The following is a 24,098-nucleotide window of genomic DNA, read 5'->3' on the forward strand; positions in this document are numbered from 1 at the left end:
ACGGACCGGCTTGCTGCCCCTCAGTTGGCAATCACGCTCATGTTGCGCCCACTGGCCTTGGCCACGTATAGCGCCTTGTCTGCCGCACCAATCAGGTCTTCGGGATGGACCTGGGAAGCAGCATTGCAGGCACACACGCCAACGCTGACGGTTACGGTGCCTTCCGGGCTGTCACTATGGGCAATGTCGGCCAGCAGTACCGCGCGGCGGATTTTCTCCGCCACCAGAAATGCCCCGACGTAGTCGGTGCCGGGCAGCACCACGGCAAACTCTTCGCCACCATAGCGGGCGGCCAGGTCACCGGGGCGCTTGATGTTGTCGGTGATGATCGCACTGACCTTGCGCAAACACTCATCACCGGCCAGGTGGCCGTAGCGGTCGTTGAAGGGTTTGAAATGGTCGACATCAATCATCAGCAACGCCAACTCCGACTGGCTGCGTCGGGCACGGCCCATTTCGGCATCGATGAAAGCGTCGAGCTGACGCCGGTTGGCCAGCCCCGTCAACGCGTCCTTGAGGGCCAGGCCTTCGAGGTTGCGATTGACCTCCAGGAGCTTGTCCTGGGTGTCCAGCAACTCGACCTGCACCAGGTTCTGCTGCTTCATCAGATTGATTAGCCGAACCCCCAGTACCCCGAGAAAACCCAGCAACAGCGTGACGATGCCAGCGCTGAGCGCCGTCTCCTTGCGCCAGCTGTCGAGCGCTTCATCCTTGTTCACCGCGGTAAAAACGATCAGCGGATAACCCTCGACCCGGCGATAGCCCGTCACCCGCTCGACGCCGTCGATGATCGACCTGATCGTGGCCGTACCTGCGTCGCCCTTGGGCAACAACTGGGTGAACAACGGGCTCTTGGCGAGGCTGGTGCCGATATCCGCCTCCTTGAAGGGTCTGCGAATGACAACGGTGGCATTGTCGGCGATCAGGTTGATCACGCCGTTACTGCCCATGTCGATGCTGTCGTAGAGCAGCAGGAAATGGCTGAGGTAAATCGACGCCAGCGCCACCCCGGCGAAGCTGCCGTCGGGATGATTGACCCGGCGTGAAACCGTCACGATCCACTCACCGGTCGAACGGCTCTTGATCGACGGCCCGATGTGCGGCCCACGGCTGGGGTTATCGCGATGGAAGATGAAGTATTCGCGGTCGGAATTGTTGACGCCGGTCTGGCCGGCACCATTGGAGTTGGCGATCCACTGCCCTTTTTCGTCGAAAACAAAGACACCGTGGAGCTGGCTCAGCTCACTGCGCTGGGCGTTGAGCAATAGCGGCAGCCGGGATTGATCCACACCGTCCTGTTCCAGACGGTCGACCAGGGTGAACAACAACGTGTCGGCCTGCTTGATCGTGGCCTGCGCTTGCGATGCCAGGGTCTGCGCAAGGTTGGACATCGCCACTTCCTTGTCCTGCAGGTGGTACTGGCGTGAGCTCCAGGCTTCCCAGATCACGAGAACCACCATCGACAGGCACACCGCCACCAGCAGGGTCACCGCCGAGCGGACCTTGAGCCGGGGCACGGCTGGCCGGAGCATTTCAATATGATCGTGGATCGACGGTTGTCCCATGGTGCTCCCTGATTGTTGGTAACAGCGCGAACCTTCCTGATCGCCGCTTTTGCTCACAATGCCTGATCCAGGCTCGCAATGATGTTAGCCCCTGACCGGCTTTACCGCCTCCAGCCATGCCGGATCCAGCCGCGTCTGTTCGGTATCGATGCCCAGCGCTTGCATTCGTTCCTCGTGCTGATCCGTTTCGCGGATCAATTGGCCGTGGTCGCTGGAGTTGCCGTCGAGCTGATGCATCTGGTTCAACCCCAAATGGTAGAAACGCAACAGCTTCATCGCAACCGGATCGCCCTTTTCCACGGCCGCCGTTACATGATGCATGACATTGGTAACGCTCATCAGGCTGCGCTTGAGTTGCCAACTGTAGACCGCCGGCGCCATCCATTCCTGGTGCCAGAATACCTTGCGCATCAGCACCGCCATCGCCAGCACCGCAACGAACACACCACCGACGTTGAAACGCAGGTTGTCGCCCCCAGGCTCGCCGAACAGCGCCACCGCGGCCGTTGAGAAAACCATCGCCAGCGCCAGAAAGATCAGGGCAATGATGACCGTGCTGCGCCGTGCCTGTTGCCGGTAGGTGTCGGCGTTCATCGGCTGGATTTCGAACATTGCGTCGGGTTTCCTTGGGTCCGGGACAGAAAGACAGCGGGCCATTATCGCCTCTGCGCGGGATTTAGCTATGCTGGGGCACCTTTTCATCTTTTCATCGTCAAGCCGGGGACATGGCAAGACCGCGCAGTTCGTGCCATCTTCTTTCATGAATACACATTATTCGGATGCCATTCGTAGTTGCTGTGTGAATGGCATCGTTTTAAGGATCAATGAATGACCCAACGCCAAGTTATCAACGCCTCCGTCAGTCCCAAAGGCAGCCTGGAAACGCTCTCGCAACGGGAAGTCCAGCAATTGAGCGAAGCCGGTTCCGGCAGCACCTACAACATCTTCCGCCAATGCGCCCTGGCCATCCTCAATACCGGCGCCCATGTCGACAACGCCAAGACCATCCTTGAAGCCTACAAAGACTTCGAAATCCGCATTCACCAGCAGGACCGGGGCGTGCGCCTGGAACTGCTGAACGCCCCGGCCGACGCCTTCGTCGACGGCGAAATGATCGCCAGCACCCGGGAAATGCTGTTCAGCGCCCTGCGTGACATCGTCTACACCGAAAACGAACTCGACAGCCAACGCATCGATTTGAGCAGCTCCCAGGGCATCAGCGACTACGTCTTCCACCTGCTGCGCAACGCCCGCACCCTGCGTCCCGGCGTCGAACCGAAGATCGTGGTGTGCTGGGGCGGGCACTCGATCAACACCGAAGAATACAAATACACCAAGAAAGTCGGCCACGAACTGGGCCTGCGCAGCCTGGACATCTGCACCGGTTGCGGCCCCGGCGTGATGAAAGGCCCGATGAAAGGCGCGACCATCGCCCACGCCAAGCAACGCATCCACGGCGGCCGCTACCTGGGCCTGACCGAACCCGGGATCATCGCCGCCGAAGCGCCGAACCCGATCGTCAACGAACTGGTGATCCTGCCAGACATCGAAAAACGCCTGGAAGCCTTCGTCCGCGTCGGCCACGGCATCATCATCTTCCCGGGCGGTGCCGGCACGGCGGAAGAATTCCTGTACCTGCTGGGCATCCTGATGCACCCGGGCAACGAAGGCCTGCCCCTCCCGGTCATCCTCACCGGGCCGAAACATGCCGCACCGTACCTGGAACAACTGGACGCGTTCGTCGGCGCCACCCTGGGCGACGCCGCCAAGCAGCACTACCAGATCATCATCGATAACCCGGCCGAAGTGGCGCGGCAGATGACCCAGGGCCTCAAGGCAGTCAAGCAGTTCCGCCGCGAGCGCAACGATGCGTTCCACTTCAACTGGCTGCTGAAAATCGACGAAGGCTTCCAGCGCCCGTTCGACCCGACCCACGAAAACATGGCCAACCTGAAACTGAGCCTCGACCTGCCACCCCATGAACTGGCGGCCAACCTGCGCCGAGCGTTCTCCGGCATCGTCGCCGGCAACGTCAAGGACAAGGGCATCCGCCTGATCGAAGAGCACGGGCCCTACCAGATCCGTGGCGACGCGGCGATCATGCAACCGCTGGACCTGCTGCTCAAAGCCTTCGTCGCCCAGCACCGCATGAAACTGCCGGGTGGCGCGGCGTATGTGCCGTGTTATCGAGTCGTTGCGTAACAAATTCGGCGTAGAAATGCCGACATGAGCTTTACCGTCGCGAACCGCAGTGAAAGCTGCGGTTCGCGGCACTCCATGGAAAGAAAAAATGCGCCAACGCAATTCCGCCAGACTGCTGGTGATCAATCCCTCGCGACAGGTTCTGCTGTTTCACTTCCAACACAAAAACGATGCCCTCGCTGGCCAAAGCCACTGGGCGACACCCGGTGGAGGTCTTGAGCAAGGTGAATCCTTCGAGGCTGCGGCGGTTCGTGAACTGTTTGAAGAAACCGGACTGAATGTCACTACCGTGGGAGCCAGCGTTGCAGAGCGGCGTTTTCCGATGATGTTGCCCAGTGGTGAAACGGTGCTGTCGGTTGAGCGGTATTTTGTGGTTCATACCGACAGTGAACGCCTGTCCCGTGAGGGGTGGACGGCGAACGAAGTCCGGGTAATGGCGGACCATAAGTGGTGGTCCGTAGCCGAACTGCGAGAGACCCGAGAAACGGTGTGGCCAGAGCAGTTGATCAAGATGCTGGAAAACGCCTGAAGCGTACACGCGAACACAACCCCTGTGGCGAGGGGCTTGTCGGGCCGCCGCACCGCCCCGTTCGGCTGCGCAGCAGTCGTTTATCCATTCAGCGCGGTGTACCTGACAAACCGCATAGCTTGTTTTGGGGCCGCTGTGCAGCCCAACGGGGGCAAGCCCCCTCGCCACAAAGGCTCAGTGGTTAATCCAGCGGGGGCAACATTATCCAGTGCGCGGTTGACTGCCAGGTCGGCCAGCATGATCACCTGCTGGATACCCAGCAACATGCTGCGCTGGGGGCCGTCCAGAAACGTGGCGAAATCAGTCGCCATCACGCTTGCTGAAGCCAGCGATTCACAGGCGTGGGCCAAGAGGCTTTCGGTGTCGATGTTCGGGGCGATGATGAACATCGTGCTGGGATTGTGCGGTGCGTTGTTTTTGAGGATGGCGGGTTTGAGGTGCAGACCGGATGCACGTTGAGTGGTATCGGTTTCTGATTCGGGGGGATTGGGTGTGGGTTTGAACATGGTGGAGCTCCTGTAACGGATCAAACAACCCCAACAACCCCCTCCCCATGCATCTGCCGCAACAAAGCCAACCCACCCTCCAGAAAAGCCAAATCCCCAACCATCCCCGCCTCGACCGCCAATCCTTGCAACTGCTCACGCCCGGTCAACTCCGGAAACTCACCAACTCGCAGCAACAACCGCCACGCCAACGGACTCAGTTCAGAAAACCTCACACTCCATTCCTCGGCACGACGCACCAGCAACAAGGTCGGCTGAGCAGGTAAAACGTCCGGCTGATAATCAGGCCCCACCTGCTGCACCGGCCAGGCATAAACCAACGGCCAGGCCAGCGGCGACACCTGCAAGGGCCGATCCAGCAGCAACGCGGCATCACCGCCAACCAGAGGCTCGGCGTCAGACTGTTGCAGCGCCATTTCCACCCACTCGTAATGCGCCAGCTCGACCATGAACGGCGGCCACGACCCATCGCTCAACGCCAGAGGCCCGGCCCCGAGAAACTCGACAAACTCCTGAGCAATCTCACCAAATTTCGGCGTGCGAGCGCGGTAGTCCCGCAGAAAGATCCGCACCAGCGAACGCCAGCGTTCATCCCCCAGAATCTTCACCAGCACCAGAAAAGTGCCACTGAGCAACGAAGACAGGTTGGCAAACACCAGGTCCCGGTAAACCTGTGCCCGCGCCGGGTCCATTTCGGTGGGTGGCGCGTTGTGTTCAGGGTCACGCAGGTACAGGCCCAGGGTGGTTTGTTGATGCAAAAGACTCGACTTCTCCACGGTTCAAACCTCCTGTTGCAAGCGGCGAATGGTCTGCAATTCCGCCACCAGTTCGGCGAATACCGGAAAGTTGAAATCCCGCTCCAGCAGGGTCGGTTGAGCACCGAACCGGGCGTAGGCCTGGGACAGCAACGACCACACCGCCGGTTTGACCGAAGCGCCATGGGTGTCGATTTTCAAGGTGTCGGACTCGTCGAAATGCCCGGCAATGTGCATCGCCACCACCCGGCCCGAATCGATGCCCGCCAGAAACGTATGCGGATCGAAGCCGTGGTTGATCGAATTGACGTAGACGTTATTGACGTCCAGCAACAGGTCGCAATCGGCCTCGCGCAGTACTGCATTGGTGAAGGTCACCTCGTCCATGTCCTGTTGCGGCGCTGCGTAGTAAGAGACGTTTTCCACCGCGAGGCGCCGACCGAGGACGTCCTGGGCCTGACGGACACGCCTCGCGACGTGGTGCACCGCCTCTTCGGTAAACGGCAGTGGCAACAGGTCATACAGGTGGCCGTCATCGCTGCAATAGCTCAGGTGCTCGCTGTACAGCGGCACGTTGTAGTGATCAAGGAAGCTGCGCACCTCATGCAGAAAATCGACGTCCAGCGGCGACGGACCGCCAAGGGATAGGGACAAGCCGTGACAGGACAACCGATAGCGTTCAGCCAGGGCGCGCAATGCCGCACCATGGGCACCGCCGATGCCGATCCAGTTTTCCGGTGTGACTTCCAGAAAGTCGAAATCGCCTGCCGGTGCGGCCTGGAGGTCTTTCATTAAACCGCGACGCAGGCCAAGCCCTGCGCTGGCCTTGGCTACGGGGGGAATGGAGGTCTGCATGGTGTCGATCTCACAAAATGTTCAAGGACGCGAGCCGGTGCCCGCCATGAGACAGAGTTAATCGAAAGGGTGTATCTGGACTGTGTTCGGCTGGGGTCTGAAGTTGCGCGGGACTGTATCGAAAGGCCGGTGAGATACAGTGCAATACACAGCACAAATCCCCTGTGGGAGCGGTGTCCGTCAGGAACATGTAGTTTTCGTCGCGCCAGGCCGCGCGGTACGGGGCCCGGACTAAACTTACTGCACACAGGACCCGCTTGGTGCCCTGTACATTCCCACGACCACCGCCCAGCGGCGAACGCCTCGCCAAACAATGCCCCTGGACCGTGATCCTGCTGAAGGAGCACACATGATGGACGAGGCCAGACTCAACGATTTCATGGGCAAACTGATTAATGACATGGGCGGCGCGGCGATGCTCGCCAACGTCATCCTCGGCGAAGAGCTCGGCCTGTACCGGGCGATGGCCGACAGTCAGCCGATCACCCCCGAAACCCTTGCCGAGAAAACCGGCTGCAACACCCGTCTGCTGCGCGAATGGCTCAGTGCCCACGCCGCCTCGGGCTACATGGAACACCAGGACGGCCAGTTCCGCCTCCCCGAAGAGCAAGCCATGGCTTTGGCAAACGAAGACTCACCGGTTTATGTGGCGGGCGGGATCGGCGTGGTCGCGTCGTTTTTCCATGACAAGGACAAACTGGTCAACGCCATGCGCGGCGACGGCGCCCTGCCCTGGGGCGATCACCATCCGTGCATGTTCAGCGGCACCGAACGTTTCTTCCGCCCCGGCTACAAAGCCCATCTGGTCGCCGAATGGTTGCCGGCCCTCGACGGCGTGGTGGCCAAACTGGAAGCCGGGGCCAAAGTGGCGGACATCGGCTGCGGCCATGGCGCCTCGACGGTGATAATGGCCCAGGCGTTTCCGGATTCGCGCTTCGTCGGTTTCGACTACCACGCGCCGTCCGTTACCGTTGCCACCCAACGGGCCGAAGAAGGGGGTGTATCCAGCCGGGCCAGGTTCTTCCAGGGCACGGCGAAAAGTTACCCCGGCAGCGACTACGACCTGATCTGCTATTTCGACTGCCTGCACGACATGGGCGATCCGGTGGGTGCGGCCAAACATGCCTATGAGTCGTTGAAGGACGACGGCACGGTGCTGCTGGTCGAGCCTTACGCCAACGATTTGCTCGACGACAACGTCAACCCGGTCGGACGCCTGTTCTACGCGGCCTCGACCTTCATCTGCACGCCCAACTCGCTGTCCCAGGAAGTCGGCCTCGGCCTCGGTGCCCAGGCCGGTGAAGCGCGGTTGCGCAAGGTGTTCAGCGAAGCGGGTTTCACTCAATTCCGTCGGGCGACTGAAACGCCGTTCAACCTGATACTGGAGGCACGTAAATAATCCCCGCCGCCATCTCTGTAGGAGCGAGCTTGGTCCGGGCGGCGATCCGACGATAAACGCGATCACGCCGCGGGGTGTCAGGTTTACAGTGTTATCGTTGACGACCATCGCGAGCAAGCTCGCTCCTACAGGTTTACCGGCATGCTCGACCGCCAGACCCGTGACCAACTCGATCGCCTCCATCAGCTCATGGCGGATCAGCCGTTTGCCGTGCTGACCGGTGCCGGTATGAGCACGCCCTCGGGTATCCCGGATTATCGCGACAGCCAGGGCGTGCGACGGGGCCGACAGCCAATGATGTACCAGGAATTTCTCTCGGCCCCGGAATCCCGGCGACGCTACTGGGCGCGGGCGATGCTCGGCTGGCCGAGGGTGCGTCTGGCCCAGCCGAACGTGGCCCACGACACCCTGGCCCGTTTGCAAGGCACGCGACAGATCAGCGGGTTGATCACCCAGAACGTCGACACCCTGCACGACCAGGCCGGCAGCCGTGACGTGATCGAACTCCACGGCAGTCTGCACCGGGTGTTGTGCCTGGATTGCGGCCAGCGTAGTGAGCGCGACTCGATCCAGCACTTGATGGAAACACAGAACCCGTACCTGGCCGGCGTCGACGCGGTGCAGGCGCCGGACGGCGACACCTTGCTCGACCCGGCCTTCGAAGCACGTTTCCAGGTCCCCCGCTGCCCGCATTGCGCCGGGGAACGGATGAAGCCGGACGTGGTGTTTTTTGGCGAGAACGTCGCACAGGCCACGGCGGCCAAGGCGATGGCCGCCGTCGAACAGGCTGCGGGGCTGTTGGTGGTCGGCTCGTCGTTGATGGCCTATTCGGCGTTTCGCTTGTGCCGGGCGGTGGTGGATCAGGGCAAGCCGTTGATTGCGATCAACCTGGGCAAGACCCGGGCGGATGAGCTGCTGGATATGAAGATCGAAGGGTCGTGCGAGCGGTTGTTGCCCTTATTAGCCGAACGCCTCTCATCCTGATCAACCAAAAAAACCTGTGGGAGCGAGCCTGAACTCGCGATGGAGTGTCAGTTAACATCAATTTATCTGATACACTATCGCGAGCAGGCTCGCCCCCACAGTGGTCCGCATTCATCTCAGGAAAATCGTTGCCCCAGATTTTCCTCTTTCAGCACATCAAACAACGCCTGCGCCGCCGCCGACAGTTCTCCCCCCGGCAACGTCAGCACCCCCAGCGCCCGCTCCACCACCGGGTCACCCAAGGTAATGCAACGCGCCCCCAGTTCACGCATCTGCCCGGCACACAAGGCCGGCACCGCGCTCACGCCCAGGCCACTGGCGACCATGCGCCCGACCGTCGCCAGTTGATGGCTTTCAAACTCCACAGGCAGCTTCATGCCGCGGGCCTGCAAGTGCTCTTCCAGCATCACCCGCACCGTCGACGGACGCTGCAAGGTAATGAACGGTTCCTTGAGCAGGGTCTGCCAGTCGATATCGTCGAGTTCGGCCAGCGCCGAATCCAGGGGCACCACCGCGACGAATCGGTCGATGTACAACGGCGTGAATTGCAGCGACGAGCTCTGGGTCGGCTCGAACGCCACCCCCAGTTCAACCTGGCGGTCACGGACCATTTCCAGTACCTGCTCGTTGATCACGTCATTGACCGTCACGTTGACGTTCGGATAGCGGGCGCGGAACGTCTTGAGGATCGGCGGCAGCAGGTTGCCGGCGAACGATGGCATCGCCGCCAGGGTCACGCGACCGCGCTGCAGGGTGAAGCGTTGACGCAATTCATCCTCGACATTGTCCCAGTCGGCGATCAGCCGACGCGCCAGCGGCACCAGGGATTCGCCTTCGGCGGTGAGCGCCACGTTGCGCGTGGTGCGGGTGAACAAGCGCCCGCCCAGGCCCTCCTCCAGCGCCTTGATGGTCAGGCTCAGGGCCGATTGCGACAGGTGCAGGCGCTCGCAGGCCACGGCAAAGCTCAGGCTCTGGGCCACCGCCAGAAAGGCGCGGATCTGCTTGACGGTCATGGGGCAATGCTCCAGTTGTAAGCTACAGGTTCTAAGCTGAAAAGGACGGGGCAGCACATTATTGAGCTTTATCAATCAATCCGCTCTAAAAAACAACTTAACAAATGAATCTTGCAGCGAGACACTCCTTCCCATTCGGCTAGCCAGCCGCCCACAAAGAATAAAAGAGGTGCATATGGCAGGTTTCGACAAGCGCGTGAGTTCCTACGAGGAAGCTCTGGCAGGTCTTGAAGACGGCATGACCGTGATCGCCGGCGGCTTCGGCCTGTGCGGGATCCCGGAAAACCTGATCAACGAGATCAAGCGCAAGGGCACCCGCGATCTCACCGTGGTTTCCAACAACTGCGGCGTCGACGGTTTCGGCCTCGGCGTACTGTTGACCGACCGCCAGATCAGCAAAGTGGTGGCGTCCTACGTCGGCGAAAACAAGCTGTTCGAAGAGCAACTGCTCAAGGGCGAAATCGAAGTCACCCTGACCCCGCAAGGCACCCTCGCCGAAAAAATGCGCGCAGGCGGCGCCGGCATCCCGGCCTTCTTCACCGCCACCGGCGTTGGCACTCCAGTCGCCGAAGGCAAGGAAGTCCGCGAATTCCATGGCCGCAAGTACCTGATGGAAGAATCCATCACCGGCGACTTCGCCATCGTCAAAGGCTGGAAAGCCGACCATTTCGGTAACGTGATCTATCGCCACACCGCACAGAACTTCAACCCGCTGGCGGCCACCGCCGGCAAGATCACCGTGGTCGAAGTCGAAGAAATCGTCGAACCCGGCGAGCTGGACCCGGCGCAGATCCACACCCCTGGCATCTACGTCGACCGGATCATCTGCGGCACGTTCGAGAAGCGCATCGAACAGCGCACCGTGCGTAAGTGATCCCCTGCCCCCGGACCGAATGAAGGAATAACGACAATGGCACTTTCCCGCGAACAAATGGCTCAACGCGTCGCCCGCGAAATGCAGGACGGCTTCTACGTGAACCTGGGCATCGGCATTCCGACCCTGGTCGCCAACTACATCCCCGAAGGCATGGAAGTCATGCTGCAGTCGGAAAACGGCCTGCTGGGCATGGGTCCGTTTCCTACCGAAGAAACCATCGATGCCGACATGATCAACGCCGGCAAGCAAACCGTGACCGCACGGACCGGCGCGTCGATTTTCTCCTCCGCCGAGTCCTTCGCGATGATCCGCGGTGGTCATGTCGACCTGACCGTACTGGGCGCCTTTGAAGTGGACGTGCAAGGCAACATCGCCTCGTGGATGATCCCCGGCAAACTGGTCAAGGGCATGGGCGGCGCGATGGACCTGGTTGCTGGCGCCGACAACATCATCGTCATCATGACCCACGCCTCCAAGGACGGCGAATCCAAGCTGCTGTCCCAATGCAGCCTGCCGCTGACCGGCGCTGGGTGCATCAAGCGCGTACTGACCGACCTGGCCTACCTGGAAATCGAAAACGGCGCGTTCATTCTCAAAGAACGTGCACCGGGCGTCAGCGTCGAAGAGATCGTCGCCAAGACTGCCGGTAAACTGATCGTGCCGGACCACGTGCCGGAAATGCAGTTCGCTGCCCAGTGAGGAATCATTCCATGCAAGAAGTCGTCATTGTTGCCGCCACGCGCACCGCGATCGGCAGCTTCCAGGGATCCCTGGCCAATGTGTCCGCGGTTGACCTGGGCGCTGCGGTGATCCGCCAGCTGCTGGCGCAAACCGGCCTGGACCCTGCGCAAGTCGATGAAGTGATCATGGGCCAGGTGCTGACCGCCGGCGCCGGGCAAAACCCTGCGCGCCAGGCCGCGATCAAGGCCGGCCTGCCCTTCGCCGTGCCGGCCATGACCCTGAACAAGGTCTGCGGCTCCGGCCTCAAGGCCCTGCACCTGGGCGCCCAGGCGATCCGCTGCGGCGACGCCGAGGTGATCATCGCCGGTGGCCAGGAAAACATGAGCCTGGCCAACTACGTCATGCCCGGTGCCCGCACCGGCCTGCGCATGGGCAACGGGCAAATCGTCGACACCATGATCAGCGATGGCCTGTGGGATGCGTTCAACGATTACCACATGGGCATCACCGCCGAGAACCTGGCCGAGAAGTACAGCCTGACTCGCGAGCAGCAGGACGCGTTCGCCGCCGCCTCGCAGCAGAAAGCCGTGGCCGCCATCGAAGCCGGACGTTTTGTCGATGAAATCACCCCGATCCTGATCCCGCAGCGCAAGGGCGATCCACTGTCCTTCGCCACCGACGAGCAGCCACGGGCCGGCACCACCGCCGAATCCCTGGGCAAACTCAAGCCAGCCTTCAAGAAGGACGGTTCGGTGACCGCCGGCAACGCCTCGTCGCTGAACGACGGCGCCGCCGCCGTGATCCTGATGAGCGCGGAAAAGGCCAAGGCCCTCGGCCTGCCGGTACTGGCGAAAATCGCTGCCTACGCCAACGCAGGCGTCGACCCGGCGATCATGGGCATCGGCCCGGTGTCGGCCACCCGCCGCTGCCTGGACAAGGCCGGCTGGAACATCGACCAGCTGGACCTGATCGAAGCCAACGAAGCCTTCGCCGCGCAATCGCTGGCGGTGGCCAAGGACCTGGAATGGGACTTGAACAAGGTCAACGTCAACGGCGGCGCCATCGCCCTGGGTCACCCGATCGGTGCCTCGGGTTGCCGCGTGCTGGTGACCCTGCTGCATGAAATGCTCAAGCGTGACGCCAAGAAAGGCCTCGCCACCCTGTGTATCGGTGGTGGTCAGGGCGTGGCGCTGGCGCTCGAACGGGCGTAAGCCAACAGCGTTCAACAGACGGCGCGGGGACCCACGAAGATCTGTCGCCGTCTGGAAAACTGTGGCGAGGGGGCTTGCCCCCGTTGGAGTGCGAAGCGCTCCCAAAATACTCGACCAATTCCGAGATTCTGGGGCTGCTACGCAACCCAACGGGGGCAAGCCCCCTCGCCACATCCCGGGTTCTTTTTTGCCTGCGTTTTTTTCAGGTGGACCGAGTCATCGTTCTTCGGCGGCCCGATCTGTCACCCCAGAAACTGCTGAATCAGCCATGGCGGGTTGACCTCATCGCGGAATGCCCAAAAAACGTATGCGCAAAAGACCTTTCGCACAATTTTCAAAGGGCTTGAATTTTGTATACAACATTCGCATACAAATAAAGCAATCTACCCGATGCAATGTTACCGTTGCCACCTCACACAGGTCGGAGACGTGCGCGTGTTGATCCTCAAATTGCTGGTAATCCCAGGCTTCCTGCTGCTGATTTCCCTGGCTGGCAAACGCTGGGGGCCGAGCGTGGCCGGTTGGTTGTCGGGGTTGCCGGTGGTGGTCGGGCCGATCCTGTTGTTCCTCGCCCTCGAACAAGGCCAGGCGTTCGCCGCGCAATCGGCTACCGCCGCGCTGTCAGCCATGTTCGCGATGATTGCGTTCTGCGTGACCTACGCCCAGGTCGCACAACGGGCCGGATGGCCGCTGGCGCTGCTGATATCGCTGTCGGTCTGGGCACTGGTGGCGGTTGTCCTGTCGCTGATCCCGGCCTCCCTGGTGTTTTCGGTGTGCGCCGCCGCCACTGCGCTGCTCGCCGCACCGTACCTGTTCCCCACCGTGCAACCGGTGCTCAGCGGCCCGGCGCCGAAATCCGACAAGCTCCTGTTGCGCATGGTGGCCGGTGCATTGCTCACCCTGGTCGTCACTTTGCTGGCCAGCACCGTCGGCGACCGCTGGAGCGGCCTGCTGGCGGTGTTCCCGGTATTGGGCAGCGTGATGGCGGTGTTCTCCCAGCAAACCCGTGGCCCGGCCTTTACCGCCGCGCTGCTGCGCGCCACCGCCACCGGCATGTACTCGTTCGCCGCCTTCTGCCTGGTGTTGGCGCTGGCCCTGCCGACGATGGGAATGAACGCGTTTGTGCTGGGCATCGCGGTATCGGTGGCCATGCTGGGTGTTACCAAGCGCCTGCTGGCGCGGCCGGCCGGGCTGACGACGAACACTGAAGGAGCTGCCATCAAACGCTAAGCTGCATCGGGTCATCGGGCTGTCCTCAGCATAGGTGGATACTCGACTCGGGTGACCGCTCGGTAGAGCACACTGGAACCCATCGCAACCTCCATGGGATGATCGCGCCCTACTGCGCGCCCATCCCTGGAGATCCCGATGTCATTGTTGAGTAAAAAAGCCCTTGTCCTGCTGCTGGCCGCCGCTACCGGCCTTGGGGCTTTGAATGCGCAGGCCGCCAAGGCCACTTCCAGCGATGCGCCCGCCCACAAAGTCTCGATGCTCGGCAGCAAGTTCACCTTCAACCTGCCCAAGGGTTTCATCGCCAACCCGCTGCCTGCCAGCCCGGACGGTGCCAGCGGCACCCTGTACAGCAACGAGACCACCAAGACCGTGGTGATCGCCGCAGAAAACACCCTGCCCAACGGTATCAGCGTCAAGGACAACGACGGCGGGTTCCTCGACGGCACCGTGGCCGATTTCGATGCGGCGCAACACAAATCCCTGCCCGACTACAACAAGCTCAGCGAGAAAGCCCTGACCCGGACAACCGGGCTGGGCCTGCGCCAGATCGACGGTACTGCCACGCAGGGCGGCGGCATGACCCTCACCACCACGCTGATGGCCGCATCCGGCACTCGCATGGCGGTGATCCAGGTGATTTCCCGCCCAGGTGACATGGCGGCCCACGAAACCCTGATCAAACAGATCGTCAGCGGAAAATGAATCTCAGGGATTGAGGCGCTGTAACCAGGCGCTCAAATCCTGTATCTCGTCGGCGCTGATGTTGTGACCGACACCGGGGTAGGCGTGAAACTCGGGTTCGAGTGACACGGTCTGCAACAGGCTGTTGGCTTCGGTGCCGTCGCTCAATGGCAGGCGTTTGTCCTGCTCGCCATGACCGATGAAAATCGCCAGCGACTGGCGTTTTTCATCCGGTTGGAGCTCGGATTTGAGCACCGGCAGAATCCGCCCGCTCAACGCAGCGATCCCACCGAACGCCTCGGGATGCCGCAGGCCTGTTTCGTAGGACATGATCGCGCCCTGGCTGAAACCGACCAGGAACACCTTCTCGGGTTCGGTGTGATATTTCTTCGTGGCCTGTGCGACGAAATCCAGCAACAACTGGCCGCTGGACTTCAGATCATCGGTCTCGCCGTTGTAGGCCCCTTCGCCCTTCTTGCGGAACCACTGGTAACTGCCCTCCTGCATCACCATCGGCGCCCGCACCGACAGGTAGGTGTAGGACGCGGGCAAGCCGTCCTTGATGTCGAACAGGTCCTGCTCGTTACTGCCGTAACCGTGGAGGAAAATCACCAGGGGCTGATGGTTCGAATCGGCGCTGGCCTGCGCCAGGTACTTGAGCGGCAAGTCGGTTTGCAGCGGGGTTTGGGCGTGGACAGCGGTGGATACCAGGAGCGTGAGCAGCGCGAGCATCTTCAACATGGGTCTTCCTTCACTGAATGCAGGATTCGGGGAAGAGCCTAACACTGGTCAGTAGGCAGGGACATCTCGGGTGTGGCTGATGCCGCCTTCGCGGGCAAGCCCGCTCCCACAGGGAACGCGTAAACCCTGTGGGAGCGGGCTTGCTCGCGAAGAGGCCAGAACAGACGGCGAAGTACCTGGATCAGTCGTTGATCAACTTGCCCACCCGAATCGGCTCGCGCCCGGCGACCTTCGCCTGCCAGCTGCCTGGCTGGGTGTAGCGCCCACGGTCGATGGCGAACAGCACGCCACTGGTGCCGGCCTGCACGGTGGTGACCTTGTCGCTCAACGGGTCGACCACCTCGAACAGCGCATCGCCCTTCTCCACCCACTCCCCGGCCTCACGCAGGAAGCTGACCACACCGTGATGCGGGGCGAACAGGTATTGGGTGCCTTCGAATGGCATGCCTTCACAGCATTCGGCCGGTGCCGCCGGCCAGGTGCCGGAGATGAAACCCCGTTCGGCGAGGAACCCGAGGATGGCCTCGCAATTGGCCTGGGCCTGGTCGACCCGGGTGTCGCCCATGCTGCCCAGCTCCAGGGTGGTCGCCAGGTTGGCCGGTGGAATCGCTGCCGCCGGAAATGCCCTGGCCAGGCGCAACCATGGCGAAGAACAGGACTCATCGAACGAGCTGCCGCCGGAGTCTTCACACAACAACGCCACGCCGGCCTGCAAACGCGCCGCCAGGGATTGCCACTGCGGCCAGTGCTGCGGCAACGCGTAGATGTGGATCGCCGCCTCGAAATCGCAATGCAGGTCGAGGGTGATGTCGGCGTCGCAGGCATGGCGCAACAACAGGCGGTGCATGGCTTCCAGCTGCGATAGCGCTGCCGGCAAGCCGTCGAGGACCTGGCCCATGGTCTGGCGAATCAGCGCGATGTTGGCCTGGGCGTCGGTGCCCAGGCGATCACCGATCAACTCGGCCACCGGCGCACTGAGTTCGACGAACGAGCGGTTGAAGTTCTTGCCGCTGCCGAGCTCGAAACGCCCCAAGTGGCTGCCTTGCAAGTGCTGGTCGAGGCCAATGGGATTGGCCACCGGCACCAGTTCGATCACACCCGTCAGTTGTCCCTGCTGTTCAAGTTCGGTCAGCCGTTTCTTCAACTCCCAGGCGGTGCGCATGCCCGGCAATTCGTCGGCATGCAGGCTGGCCTGGATGTAGACCTTGCGCGTGCCCGCGCCATAACGAAACACGCTGAGGGTGCGCTCGCTGCCCAGGTGGCTCCAGGGCAGTTTGTGGTCGATGCGTTGCATGGAGGAACTCCTGATATCTGTACGGCGAGCGCTGAAAATGATTGCACAAAAAAAATGGCAACCGCGCCAACGGTTGCCACTTTTCCAAACGGCTGGATTACTCGCCGTAAACGTCAAACTTGAAGTACTTGTCCTGCACTTGCTTGTACTTGCCGTTGGCGCGGATTTCGGTGATCGCTGTGTTGAATTTATCGGCCAGGGCGGTATCGCCCTTGCGCACGGCAATGCCGGCGCCGCCACCGAAGTATTTCGGATCGTTGTACTCAGGACCGACGAAGGCAAAACCTTTACCGGCGTCGGTTTTCAGGAAACCGTCGTCCAGGTTGACCGAGTCGGCCAGCAGCGCGTCAATACGGCCGGACACCATGTCCAGGTTGGCTTCCTGCTGGGAGCCATAGCGCACCAGGACAATCCCCGCCGGTTGCAGCACTTCAGTGGCGAAGCGGTCGTGGGTACTGGCGCGCAGGACACCGACTTTCTTGCCCTTGAGCTCGGTCAGCGGGTCCTTGACGTCGCTGCCTTCCTTCATCACGAAGCGTGCCGGGGTGTGGTAGTACTTGATGGTGAAATCGACGTTCTTCTTGCGGTCGTCAGTGATGGTCATGGACGACAGGATGGCGTCGATTTTCTTGACCTTCAGCGCCGGGATCAGGCCGTCGAACTCTTGCTCGACCCAGGTGCACTTGACTTTCATCTGCTCACACAGCGCATCGCCGATATCCACGTCGAAACCGGTGAGTTTGCCGTCAGGGGTTTTCATCGAGAATGGCGGGTAGCCGGCTTCGATACCGATGCGGATCGGTTTGGCGTCTTCGGCCACCGCGGTCAGGGACAACATCGACAGTGCCAGGGCACCGAACATCACTAGCTTCTTCATTTATAACTCCTGTGTGCGGAGGCTTTTATTGGCAGCTTCGATTGGCAGCGTTCGGTCATCGCTTCGTGAGCGGGAACCGAAGTGGCCGGCAGTCTAGAGCGGCTACAGGAGGGCAAATTACGTCGAGGCGACAATTATTTATAGAAAAGTGGCGCCCGGAGAGAGGCGGCGGGGTGAACGCGCCATGACGGTGCAAAGTCTGTCAGACATATCGCTATTTCAGACCGGACCTACAGGTTTTCCGGCTCCAACCGACAGGATGAGCTGACTGGCGATGCCCGGTGTTTTGCGGCACATTGAGCACCCTTGCGTCCCATCGAGAGTAGCGTGATGCCCACGTTGAACCTGATCCAGCACCACCCCGCCGAAGGTCCGGGGGCCATCGGCATCTGGGCCGAATCCCGAGGGCTGACGTTGAAGGTGTTTCGCGCCGACCTCGGCCAATTGCCGCCCGTCAGCGCCGATCCCGTGATCCTGTTGGGTGGGCCTTATGAATCCAACGCCGGTCCGGCCTGGCTGGAAGCCGAACGGCAATGGCTCAGAAACAGTCTGGATCAGGACGCGGCCGTGTTCGCCATATGCCTGGGGGCACAGTTGCTGGCGTTGAGCCTGGGCGGGAATGTACGACGGATGGACCGGAGCGAAACCGGATGGACCACCGTGACCTTTATCGATGGGCAAACGCTGAAGGTGCTGGAGTGGCACGAAGACGCCGTCGACCTGCCGCCTACCGCGCAGCTGTTGGCCAGCAGCGAGCACTGTGCGCAGCAGATGTACCGCGCTGGGCCGACGCGGCTGGGGTTGCAGTTTCACCCGGAGTGGAACGCAGAGTCGGTGGCCCTGCTCAATGCGCATTTTGGCGATGAGTCGCCGTTGCCCCGGGGGCCGCAGGAGACTGAAGCTTACGCAGCAGTGGCCAAGTGGTTAGAGGCGACACTGGATGAGTGGTGGGCAGCCGCTTCCTTTCGCTGAAGTACATACCTGTGGCGAGGGGGCTTGCCCCCGTTGGGTTGCGCAGCAACCCCAGAATCTCGGTAATGGTCGAGAGTTTTGGGAGCGCTGCGCACTCCAACGGGGGCAAGCCCCCTCGCCACAATGATCAATGGTGTTTGGGTATCAGCATTCGCAACCAATCACGTCACGAGCGGGTCGTTGCTCAGTGACACTCAACCCAAACCCCTCATCCAGCCACCCGGTCACGCCGCCGATCATCTCCTTGACCGGATAACCCAGGGCCGCCAGTTTCACCGCCGCCTTGTTCGCGCCGTTGCAGTGAGGCCCAGCGCAATACACCACAAACAGGCTGTTCTTCGGATAACCCGCCAAACCTTCGGCAGTCAGCAAGCGCCCGGGAATGTTGATCGCTCCCGGTACATGCCCGCGCTCGAACGCCAGCGGGCCACGAACATCCACCAGAATGAAATCGACTTCGCCAGCCTGTTGGCTGCCGTGGACGTCGGAACAATCGGTTTCGAAGGTCAGACGGTTGCTGAAATGCATCAGGGCAATGGCCGAGGGGGCGGCGGGAATTTCGCGAACCAGGCTGGTCATGGGCTGTACTCCAAAGAAGCGGTGGGTGTGGGAAGACTTTATCCGCCACCCACTTGCGGCTACAGTGGCGCACAAGACACTCACCGGGAACTTTCCGCCAAATGCACCCCACCCCAGGAATGGTCGCGATTCTGGCCTACGACGGCCTGTGCACGTTCGAGTTCGGTATTGCCGTGGAGATCTTCGGCCTGCCACGGCCTGAATTCGATTTTCCGTGGTACGAGCATCGCATCGTCGCGGTCGATCAAGGTCCGATGCGTGCCATGGGCGGCATCCAGGTACTGGCCGATGGCGGCATGGAATTGCTTGCCGAAGCCCGCACCATCATCATTCCCGGCTGGCGCGACCGCAGCGCCACGGTGCCCACCGAGCTGATCGCCGCCCTGCGCCAGGCCCATGCGCGGGGGGCGCGGTTGCTGTCGATCTGCTCCGGTGTTTTCGTCCTCGCCGCCACCGGGTTGCTCGACGGGCACGGTGCGACCACGCACTGGCGCTATACCTCGGAACTGGCCGAACGGTTTTCCGGCATCCTGGTGGACCCGGACGTGCTGTATGTCGATTCCGGCCAATTGATCACCTCCGCCGGCAGCGCGGCAGGCATCGATGCCTGCCTGCACCTGGTGGCACGGGATTTCGGTACGCAGGTGGCCAACTCCGTGGCCCGACGCCTGGTCATGTCGCCGCAACGCAGCGGTGGCCAGGCGCAATTCATCCCGATGCCGGTCAGTCCTACACCGCGCAGCGATCTTTCCCGCGTCATGCAGTGGGCTCGTGAGCGTCTGCATGAGCCGCTGGAGGTGCGCGACCTGGCCAGCGAAGCCGCCATGAGCGAACGCACCTTCCTGCGTCGTTTCACTGAAGCCAGCGGCCAGTCACCGAAAACCTGGTTGCAGCACGAACGCCTGGGCCGCGCCCGCGAACTGCTGGAAAGCAGCGACCAGAACACCGAGCAGATTGCCGAGCGTTGTGGTTATCGCTCGGTGGAAAGCTTTCGGGTGGCATTCCGCACGGTGGTTGGCGTGCCGCCTTCGGTGTATCGGGAGCGGTTTGGGCGTGGGGGCAATTCTGGTTTTTGAGGTGTTCTCAAGGCTTGCGCAACAAATAGGTATCCATGATCCAGCCATTGGCCAGCCTTGCAGCCTTGCGCACCCGTTCGATTTCATCCGCCACATCCCTGAGCTTGCCGCTGATCAGGATTTCATCCGGCGTCCCCAGATAGGCCCCCCAGTAAATCTCGGTGTCCTGATCCACCACCTGCTGGTAAGCATCCTGGGCATCGAGCATCACCACCAGGCTGTCGGCATCGCTCACCTGCCCTGCCGCCAGACGCCGGCCGGTGGTGATTTCAACGGAGCGGCCAATCTGGTTGAGCGACACTTTGTGTTGTGCCGCCAGTGCCTGGACGCTGGTAATGCCGGGAATCACCTCGAACTCGAACCCACAGGTACCTGAGGCCTGGATCGCCTGAAGGATACGGAGGGTGCTGTCGTACAACGCAGGGTCGCCCCACACCAGAAAACCACCACACTGGCCGTCGGACAATTCCTCGTTGATCAACCGTTCGAAGGTCTGTTGTTTGGCCAGGTTCAAGTCGTCGACACTGGTCTTGTAGTCCACCTCACCGCGCTCGCGCTCAGGGCAGTGGGCTTCGACAAAACGGTAATCGCGGTCGGTGATGTAGCGTTCGCAAATCTCGCGGCGCAGATCGATGAGTTTGTCTTTGCTCTGGCCCTTGTCCATGAGAAAAAAAACATCGACCTGATTCAACGCCTTCACCGCTTGCATCGTGATGTAGTCGGGGTTGCCGGCACCGATCCCGATGACCAGGAGTTTTTTCATCACAGCAAGTCCTCGGGGTCGGTGCCCGGCAAGCGTAGCCGCCAGCAACCATGGAACCGCAACTCGACAGCCGACAGGGGTTCGACGTCGATCAGGTTGGACGCTGCCCCCCGCAACACCTGCGTCAACGCGGCGCGGATGACGAAAGGATGGGTAATGGCCACGATGTGCCCCGGCGTTGATTGCAAGGTTGTCAACCACGCGCCAACCCGCTTGCCCAGTTGCACCAGCGACTCACCACCGTGGGGCGCCGAAGCCGGGTCTTCCAGCCAATCCTGGAGCGCCTGGGCTTCAGTTTTTTGCAACTCACCGATGCGCACACCGGCCCAGCGCCCGAAGTCGCAGTCCCTCAGTGCGTCGACAATCTGCGACGCGCTGCCGAACAGTTCAGCGGTTTGCCGGGTGCGCAACTCCGGACCACAGACAAGACGTGGAGCGCCCTTGAACTGGTTGCAACGGGAAAGCCTGAGCGCTTGCCAATCCATCTCCAGAGGCTCGTCCAGAGGAAAACGCGCCAATTTCTGTGCGACGGTTCGAGCGTGGCAAATCAGGGTTAAACGGGTTGCCTGCACCAGCAATCACTCCAGGGATGGAAAGGAACGACGGCGTCAGGTGAGCGCCATCGCGCAATTGTGCCGCAACACAGCAGGCCCGGGGGGTGTTTAATTTTCCTGCTTGAAACGGATTCCTTCAGTCATTTCCTGTCAGATTTTCTGTCATGACTGACCGCAACGCAGGCAATCACCTACAAGACTTTACGACATCGCCGTAGCCCCTTGGCACAGGCACTTCGCCCCTTTTTCGGGCACGAGCAGACCACGCGAAAATTCACTAGACAGGCAGTACGCGATGATTAAATACTCCTTTCAACGGACTGTTAAAACACTTTCCACGCTCATCCAGCAGGAGCCCGGATGCCCTTTCTCGAACACCCGATCAACGCGCCCGGCCAGGCACCGCCTGCGAACCGTCTGTTCCTCGTTTAATGCGGTCCATCTCAAGAAACATCCGACAAGAAAAAGAGTGGCGCCTGACAACGTTCAGATGACACCGATTTAATGTGTAGAAAAACCGACAGTGATCGTCAGGCTCGGCTCAAACCGCCGAATCGTTTGATACAGGAGTGTCTCCATGCTGGTCTTGCGTCCAGTCGAGTTGGCCGACCTGCCCCAGTTGCAGAGGCTGGCCCGTGAAAGCCTCGTGGGCGTCACGTCCCTGCCCGACGATAGCGAACGGTTACGCGGAAAAATCCTCGACTCCTGTGCCTCGTTCGAAAAAGACGTCGAGACTCATGGCCCGGAAAACTATTTTTTTGTACTCGAGGACCTGACGACACGGCACCTGGTCGGCTGCTCGGAAATCCTCGCCACCGCGGGATACAACGAGCCGTTCTACAGCCTGCGCAACCGGCACTTCACCAGTGCCTCGCGGGAACTGAACATCGAGCACGGCGTACCGGCCTTGTCGTTGTGTCACGACCTCAGTGGCCACACCTTGCTGCGGGGCTTTCATATCGATGCCGCGCGGGTGCGCAGCGCGCATTCCGAACTGCTGTCGCGGGCGCGCCTGCTGTTCATCGCCGCCCACGCGCGGCGCTTTTCCGACACGGTGATCACCGAGATCGTCGGCTACAGCAGTGATGAAGGCCACTCGCCATTTTGGGACGCCGTGGGCAAGCATTTCTTCGACTTGCCCTATGTCGAGGCCGAACGGCTTTGCGGCTTGCAAAGCCGCACCTTTCTCGCCGAACTGATGCCGCAGTATCCGATCTACGTGCCCATGCTGCCCCAGGCGGCACAGGACTGCATCGGCAGCATCCACCCCGATGGCCAGGAAGCCTTCGATATCCTCGAACGGGAAGGCTTTGAAACCAACAGTTACGTCGATCTGTTCGATGGAGGTCCGACACTCTATGGGCGCACCTCGGGCATTCACTCCATCGCCCACAGCCAGTGCGGTGTGACGCAGTCTGGCCCGGTGATCGATGCCCGTGGCAGCTTTCTGGTGAGCAACGAGTCCTTGAAGGATTATCGGGCCATCGTCGCCGATCTTGATTACATCCCCGGGCAACCCGTGATCCTGGACGCCGCCATGTGCGAGGCGCTGAAGGTGACCGAGGGCAGCCCGGTCAGGCTGGTTGCCCTGTGAACACCCAGCAGATTCAACGCCCGAGCACACGCGCACAAGGAACCGCCGCATGATTGTCCGTCCGGTCCAGATCACCGACCTGCCCGCTCTGTTCACGCTGGTGCGTCAGGCCGTTCCGGGGCTTACCAGCCTGCCGGCCGACGAAGAACGCCTGGCCCATCGGATTCGCTGGGCCCAACGCACCTTCGCCGGGCAGGTCGACCGGGCCGATGCCGATTACCTGTTCGTGCTCGAGGATGACGAGCAGCAAGTGGTGGGCGTCAGCGCCCTGACGGGTGGCGTCGGCCTGCGCGAGCCCTGGTACAACTATCGGGTCGGACTGACGATCAGTGCGGCACCGGACCTGGGTATCCAGCGCCAGATCCCGACCCTGTTCCTGAGCAACGAATTGACCGGCCAATCGGAAGTCTGCTCGCTGTACCTGCGGCCCGATCAACGCGGGGGAAGCAACGGCCGTTTGCTTTCCCTCGGGCGCCTGTTGTTTGTGGCCGAGTTTACCCAGCTATTCGGCAACCGGCTCATCGCCGAACTACGCGGCAGTACCGACGAACGAGGCGGCTCGCCGTTCTGGGACAGCCTCGGCCGGCACTTTTTCAAGATGGATTTCAGCCACGCCGATCATTTGTCCGGGCTGGGCAACAAATCCTTCATTGCCGAACTGATGCCGCGCCAGCCGCTGTACACCTGCCTGCTCACCGAACAGGCCCAGGCGGTGATCGGCAAGGCCCACCCCAATACCGGGCCGGCCCTGAAAATCCTCAGCGCCGAGGGGTTTGCGCACAAGGGCTACATCGATATCTTCGACGGTGGGCCGGTCATCGAAGCCCCGGTTTCCGGGATCCGCACCGTGCGCGACAGTCAATCGCTGCTTCTGGCCATCGGCGCGCCGGACGATAAAGCGCCTATCTGGCTGATCCACAATCGCCGCCTGGAAAACTGTCGCATCACCTGCGCCCCGGCCCGGCGGGTGGGCAACAGCCTGGTGGTCGATCGCCTGACCGCCAAGCGCCTGCAGCTGCAACCCGGTGACTCGGTGCGTGCGGTACCGCTGCTTGACCAGCGGCAACAGGCCGTGGCGGCGTGACCTATCAGTTCCATCGCAGCGACGTCAATCTGCCTAACCCAGCAAATTCGTCATCATTCTCCCCCGGCGCGCG

General features: G+C 61.4%; 24 protein-coding genes and 1 pseudogene. 13 read left to right on the forward strand and 12 right to left on the reverse strand.

All coding sequences use genetic code 11. The annotated features are described in order from the left end of the window. Positions 1–20: 20 nt before the first annotated feature. On the reverse strand, positions 21–1,565 hold the full coding sequence (locus AC3IX1_RS17090) for a sensor domain-containing diguanylate cyclase (protein ID WP_489385078.1): 1,545 nt from the start codon (positions 1,563–1,565) through the stop codon (positions 21–23). An 84-nt stretch (positions 1,566–1,649) separates the two neighbouring features. Then, entirely contained in the window at positions 1,650–2,177 is a 528-nt protein-coding gene (locus tag AC3IX1_RS17095) for a DUF3087 domain-containing protein (RefSeq protein ID WP_489385079.1), read from the reverse strand. 216 nt (positions 2,178–2,393) lie between these two features. Here AC3IX1_RS17095 and ppnN point away from each other — a divergent pair, with 216 nt between their 5' ends. Both ppnN and AC3IX1_RS17105 read left to right on the forward strand, forming a co-directional pair. Next, on the forward strand, positions 2,394–3,767 hold the full coding sequence (ppnN, locus tag AC3IX1_RS17100; protein ID WP_489385080.1) for a nucleotide 5'-monophosphate nucleosidase PpnN: 1,374 nt from the start codon (positions 2,394–2,396) through the stop codon (positions 3,765–3,767). A gap of 88 nt (positions 3,768–3,855) precedes the next feature. Next, positions 3,856–4,296: an NUDIX hydrolase gene (locus tag AC3IX1_RS17105; protein WP_489385081.1), complete on the forward strand. Its 441-nt coding sequence runs from the start codon at positions 3,856–3,858 to the stop codon at positions 4,294–4,296. A 191-nt stretch (positions 4,297–4,487) separates the two neighbouring features. Here the strand turns inward: AC3IX1_RS17105 and AC3IX1_RS17110 are convergent. The 3 genes and pseudogenes from AC3IX1_RS17110 to AC3IX1_RS17120 form a co-directional block, all read right to left on the reverse strand. Beyond that, a pseudogene (locus tag AC3IX1_RS17110) lies at positions 4,488–4,802 on the reverse strand (DUF6124 family protein); the annotation flags it as partial. Between the two features lie 20 nt (positions 4,803–4,822). Further along, the gene (locus tag AC3IX1_RS17115) at positions 4,823–5,578 is read right to left on the reverse strand and encodes an HvfC family RiPP maturation protein (protein WP_489385082.1); all 756 of its coding nucleotides are present in this window, start codon (positions 5,576–5,578) and stop codon (positions 4,823–4,825) included. Positions 5,579–5,581: 3 nt separating this feature from the next. Continuing rightward, the gene (locus tag AC3IX1_RS17120) at positions 5,582–6,412 is read right to left on the reverse strand and encodes an HvfB family MNIO-type RiPP peptide maturase (protein ID WP_489385083.1); all 831 of its coding nucleotides are present in this window, start codon (positions 6,410–6,412) and stop codon (positions 5,582–5,584) included. A gap of 352 nt (positions 6,413–6,764) precedes the next feature. On the opposite strand from AC3IX1_RS17120, the gene AC3IX1_RS17125 reads away from it, so the two are divergent. Further along, the gene (locus AC3IX1_RS17125; RefSeq protein WP_489388755.1) at positions 6,765–7,811 is read left to right on the forward strand and encodes a class I SAM-dependent methyltransferase; all 1,047 of its coding nucleotides are present in this window, start codon (positions 6,765–6,767) and stop codon (positions 7,809–7,811) included. 141 nt (positions 7,812–7,952) lie between these two features. Next, positions 7,953–8,795, forward strand: a complete 843-nt coding sequence (locus AC3IX1_RS17130) for an NAD-dependent protein deacetylase (protein WP_489385084.1) — start codon at positions 7,953–7,955, stop codon at positions 8,793–8,795. Positions 8,796–8,911: 116 nt separating this feature from the next. On the opposite strand, the gene AC3IX1_RS17135 is transcribed toward AC3IX1_RS17130, so the two are convergent. Then, positions 8,912–9,808, reverse strand: coding sequence for a LysR family transcriptional regulator (locus AC3IX1_RS17135; RefSeq protein WP_489385085.1), 897 nt, complete (start codon positions 9,806–9,808; stop codon positions 8,912–8,914). Between the two features lie 175 nt (positions 9,809–9,983). Between AC3IX1_RS17135 and AC3IX1_RS17140 the strand changes: the two genes are divergently transcribed. The 5 genes from AC3IX1_RS17140 to AC3IX1_RS17160 all read left to right on the forward strand — a co-directional run bounded on the left by AC3IX1_RS17140 (position 9,984) and on the right by AC3IX1_RS17160 (position 14,512). Continuing rightward, complete coding sequence (locus AC3IX1_RS17140) at positions 9,984–10,682, forward strand: CoA transferase subunit A (protein WP_046043267.1); 699 nt, start codon at positions 9,984–9,986, stop codon at positions 10,680–10,682. A gap of 36 nt (positions 10,683–10,718) precedes the next feature. After that, on the forward strand, positions 10,719–11,384 hold the full coding sequence (locus AC3IX1_RS17145) for a CoA transferase subunit B (protein ID WP_008026717.1): 666 nt from the start codon (positions 10,719–10,721) through the stop codon (positions 11,382–11,384). An 11-nt stretch (positions 11,385–11,395) separates the two neighbouring features. Further along, entirely contained in the window at positions 11,396–12,577 is a 1,182-nt protein-coding gene (locus AC3IX1_RS17150) for an acetyl-CoA C-acetyltransferase (protein WP_489385086.1), read from the forward strand. Between the two features lie 435 nt (positions 12,578–13,012). After that, entirely contained in the window at positions 13,013–13,807 is a 795-nt protein-coding gene (locus AC3IX1_RS17155; protein WP_489385087.1) for a hypothetical protein, read from the forward strand. A gap of 138 nt (positions 13,808–13,945) precedes the next feature. Further along, positions 13,946–14,512: a hypothetical protein gene (locus tag AC3IX1_RS17160; RefSeq protein ID WP_489385088.1), complete on the forward strand. Its 567-nt coding sequence runs from the start codon at positions 13,946–13,948 to the stop codon at positions 14,510–14,512. 3 nt (positions 14,513–14,515) lie between these two features. Here the strand turns inward: AC3IX1_RS17160 and AC3IX1_RS17165 are convergent, their stop codons facing one another. The 3 genes from AC3IX1_RS17165 to AC3IX1_RS17175 form a co-directional block, all read right to left on the reverse strand. After that, on the reverse strand, positions 14,516–15,232 hold the full coding sequence (locus AC3IX1_RS17165; protein WP_489385089.1) for an alpha/beta hydrolase: 717 nt from the start codon (positions 15,230–15,232) through the stop codon (positions 14,516–14,518). A 181-nt stretch (positions 15,233–15,413) separates the two neighbouring features. Next, the gene (locus AC3IX1_RS17170; RefSeq protein WP_489385090.1) at positions 15,414–16,526 is read right to left on the reverse strand and encodes a succinylglutamate desuccinylase/aspartoacylase family protein; all 1,113 of its coding nucleotides are present in this window, start codon (positions 16,524–16,526) and stop codon (positions 15,414–15,416) included. Positions 16,527–16,623: 97 nt separating this feature from the next. After that, a complete protein-coding gene (locus AC3IX1_RS17175) occupies positions 16,624–17,403 on the reverse strand; it encodes an ABC transporter substrate-binding protein (RefSeq protein WP_489385091.1) in 780 nt (259 codons plus the stop codon). 330 nt (positions 17,404–17,733) lie between these two features. Between AC3IX1_RS17175 and AC3IX1_RS17180 the strand changes: the two genes are divergently transcribed. After that, complete coding sequence (locus AC3IX1_RS17180) at positions 17,734–18,375, forward strand: type 1 glutamine amidotransferase (RefSeq protein WP_489385092.1); 642 nt, start codon at positions 17,734–17,736, stop codon at positions 18,373–18,375. 144 nt (positions 18,376–18,519) lie between these two features. Here AC3IX1_RS17180 and AC3IX1_RS17185 read toward each other — a convergent pair whose 3' ends face one another. Further along, complete coding sequence (locus AC3IX1_RS17185) at positions 18,520–18,954, reverse strand: rhodanese-like domain-containing protein (RefSeq protein WP_489385093.1); 435 nt, start codon at positions 18,952–18,954, stop codon at positions 18,520–18,522. A 101-nt stretch (positions 18,955–19,055) separates the two neighbouring features. Between AC3IX1_RS17185 and ftrA the strand changes: the two genes are divergently transcribed. After that, positions 19,056–20,030 (forward strand): transcriptional regulator FtrA, encoded by a 975-nt coding sequence (ftrA, locus tag AC3IX1_RS17190; RefSeq protein ID WP_489385094.1) that lies wholly within the window; start codon positions 19,056–19,058, stop codon positions 20,028–20,030. 7 nt (positions 20,031–20,037) lie between these two features. Here the strand turns inward: ftrA and cobF are convergent, their stop codons facing one another. Together cobF and AC3IX1_RS17200 are read right to left on the reverse strand one after the other, a co-directional pair. After that, entirely contained in the window at positions 20,038–20,793 is a 756-nt protein-coding gene (gene cobF / locus AC3IX1_RS17195) for a precorrin-6A synthase (deacetylating) (protein ID WP_489385095.1), read from the reverse strand. Further along, a complete protein-coding gene (locus AC3IX1_RS17200) occupies positions 20,793–21,365 on the reverse strand; it encodes a histidine phosphatase family protein (protein ID WP_489385096.1) in 573 nt (190 codons plus the stop codon). The genes cobF and AC3IX1_RS17200 overlap by 1 nt, the downstream gene beginning before the upstream one ends. A gap of 559 nt (positions 21,366–21,924) precedes the next feature. Between AC3IX1_RS17200 and AC3IX1_RS17205 the strand changes: the two genes are divergently transcribed. Next, positions 21,925–22,941, forward strand: a complete 1,017-nt coding sequence (locus tag AC3IX1_RS17205) for an arginine N-succinyltransferase (protein ID WP_489385097.1) — start codon at positions 21,925–21,927, stop codon at positions 22,939–22,941. Positions 22,942–22,990: 49 nt separating this feature from the next. Further along, a complete protein-coding gene (gene astA / locus AC3IX1_RS17210; RefSeq protein ID WP_489385098.1) occupies positions 22,991–24,025 on the forward strand; it encodes an arginine N-succinyltransferase in 1,035 nt (344 codons plus the stop codon). Positions 24,026–24,098 lie beyond the last annotated feature (73 nt).

It is taken from the genome of Pseudomonas sp. KH_046_2, from assembly GCF_057838985.1.

Coding starts and splice junctions, on each gene's coding strand:
- AC3IX1_RS17120 (WP_489385083.1), bottom strand. CDS start 6,412: ATGCAGACCTCCATTCCCCCCGTAGCCAAGGCCAGCGCAGGGCTTGGC.
- AC3IX1_RS17090 (WP_489385078.1), bottom strand. CDS start 1,565: ATGGGACAACCGTCGATCCACGATCATATTGAAATGCTCCGGCCAGCC.
- AC3IX1_RS17175 (WP_489385091.1), bottom strand. CDS start 17,403: ATGAAGAAGCTAGTGATGTTCGGTGCCCTGGCACTGTCGATGTTGTCC.
- AC3IX1_RS17205 (WP_489385097.1), top strand. CDS start 21,925: ATGCTGGTCTTGCGTCCAGTCGAGTTGGCCGACCTGCCCCAGTTGCAG.
- AC3IX1_RS17145 (WP_008026717.1), top strand. CDS start 10,719: ATGGCACTTTCCCGCGAACAAATGGCTCAACGCGTCGCCCGCGAAATG.
- AC3IX1_RS17095 (WP_489385079.1), bottom strand. CDS start 2,177: ATGTTCGAAATCCAGCCGATGAACGCCGACACCTACCGGCAACAGGCA.
- astA (WP_489385098.1), top strand. CDS start 22,991: ATGATTGTCCGTCCGGTCCAGATCACCGACCTGCCCGCTCTGTTCACG.
- AC3IX1_RS17185 (WP_489385093.1), bottom strand. CDS start 18,954: ATGACCAGCCTGGTTCGCGAAATTCCCGCCGCCCCCTCGGCCATTGCC.
- AC3IX1_RS17165 (WP_489385089.1), bottom strand. CDS start 15,232: ATGTTGAAGATGCTCGCGCTGCTCACGCTCCTGGTATCCACCGCTGTC.
- AC3IX1_RS17150 (WP_489385086.1), top strand. CDS start 11,396: ATGCAAGAAGTCGTCATTGTTGCCGCCACGCGCACCGCGATCGGCAGC.
- cobF (WP_489385095.1), bottom strand. CDS start 20,793: ATGAAAAAACTCCTGGTCATCGGGATCGGTGCCGGCAACCCCGACTAC.
- AC3IX1_RS17130 (WP_489385084.1), top strand. CDS start 7,953: ATGCTCGACCGCCAGACCCGTGACCAACTCGATCGCCTCCATCAGCTC.
- AC3IX1_RS17170 (WP_489385090.1), bottom strand. CDS start 16,526: ATGCAACGCATCGACCACAAACTGCCCTGGAGCCACCTGGGCAGCGAG.
- AC3IX1_RS17105 (WP_489385081.1), top strand. CDS start 3,856: ATGCGCCAACGCAATTCCGCCAGACTGCTGGTGATCAATCCCTCGCGA.
- AC3IX1_RS17135 (WP_489385085.1), bottom strand. CDS start 9,808: ATGACCGTCAAGCAGATCCGCGCCTTTCTGGCGGTGGCCCAGAGCCTG.
- AC3IX1_RS17125 (WP_489388755.1), top strand. CDS start 6,765: ATGGACGAGGCCAGACTCAACGATTTCATGGGCAAACTGATTAATGAC.
- ppnN (WP_489385080.1), top strand. CDS start 2,394: ATGACCCAACGCCAAGTTATCAACGCCTCCGTCAGTCCCAAAGGCAGC.
- AC3IX1_RS17180 (WP_489385092.1), top strand. CDS start 17,734: ATGCCCACGTTGAACCTGATCCAGCACCACCCCGCCGAAGGTCCGGGG.
- ftrA (WP_489385094.1), top strand. CDS start 19,056: ATGCACCCCACCCCAGGAATGGTCGCGATTCTGGCCTACGACGGCCTG.
- AC3IX1_RS17160 (WP_489385088.1), top strand. CDS start 13,946: ATGTCATTGTTGAGTAAAAAAGCCCTTGTCCTGCTGCTGGCCGCCGCT.
- AC3IX1_RS17140 (WP_046043267.1), top strand. CDS start 9,984: ATGGCAGGTTTCGACAAGCGCGTGAGTTCCTACGAGGAAGCTCTGGCA.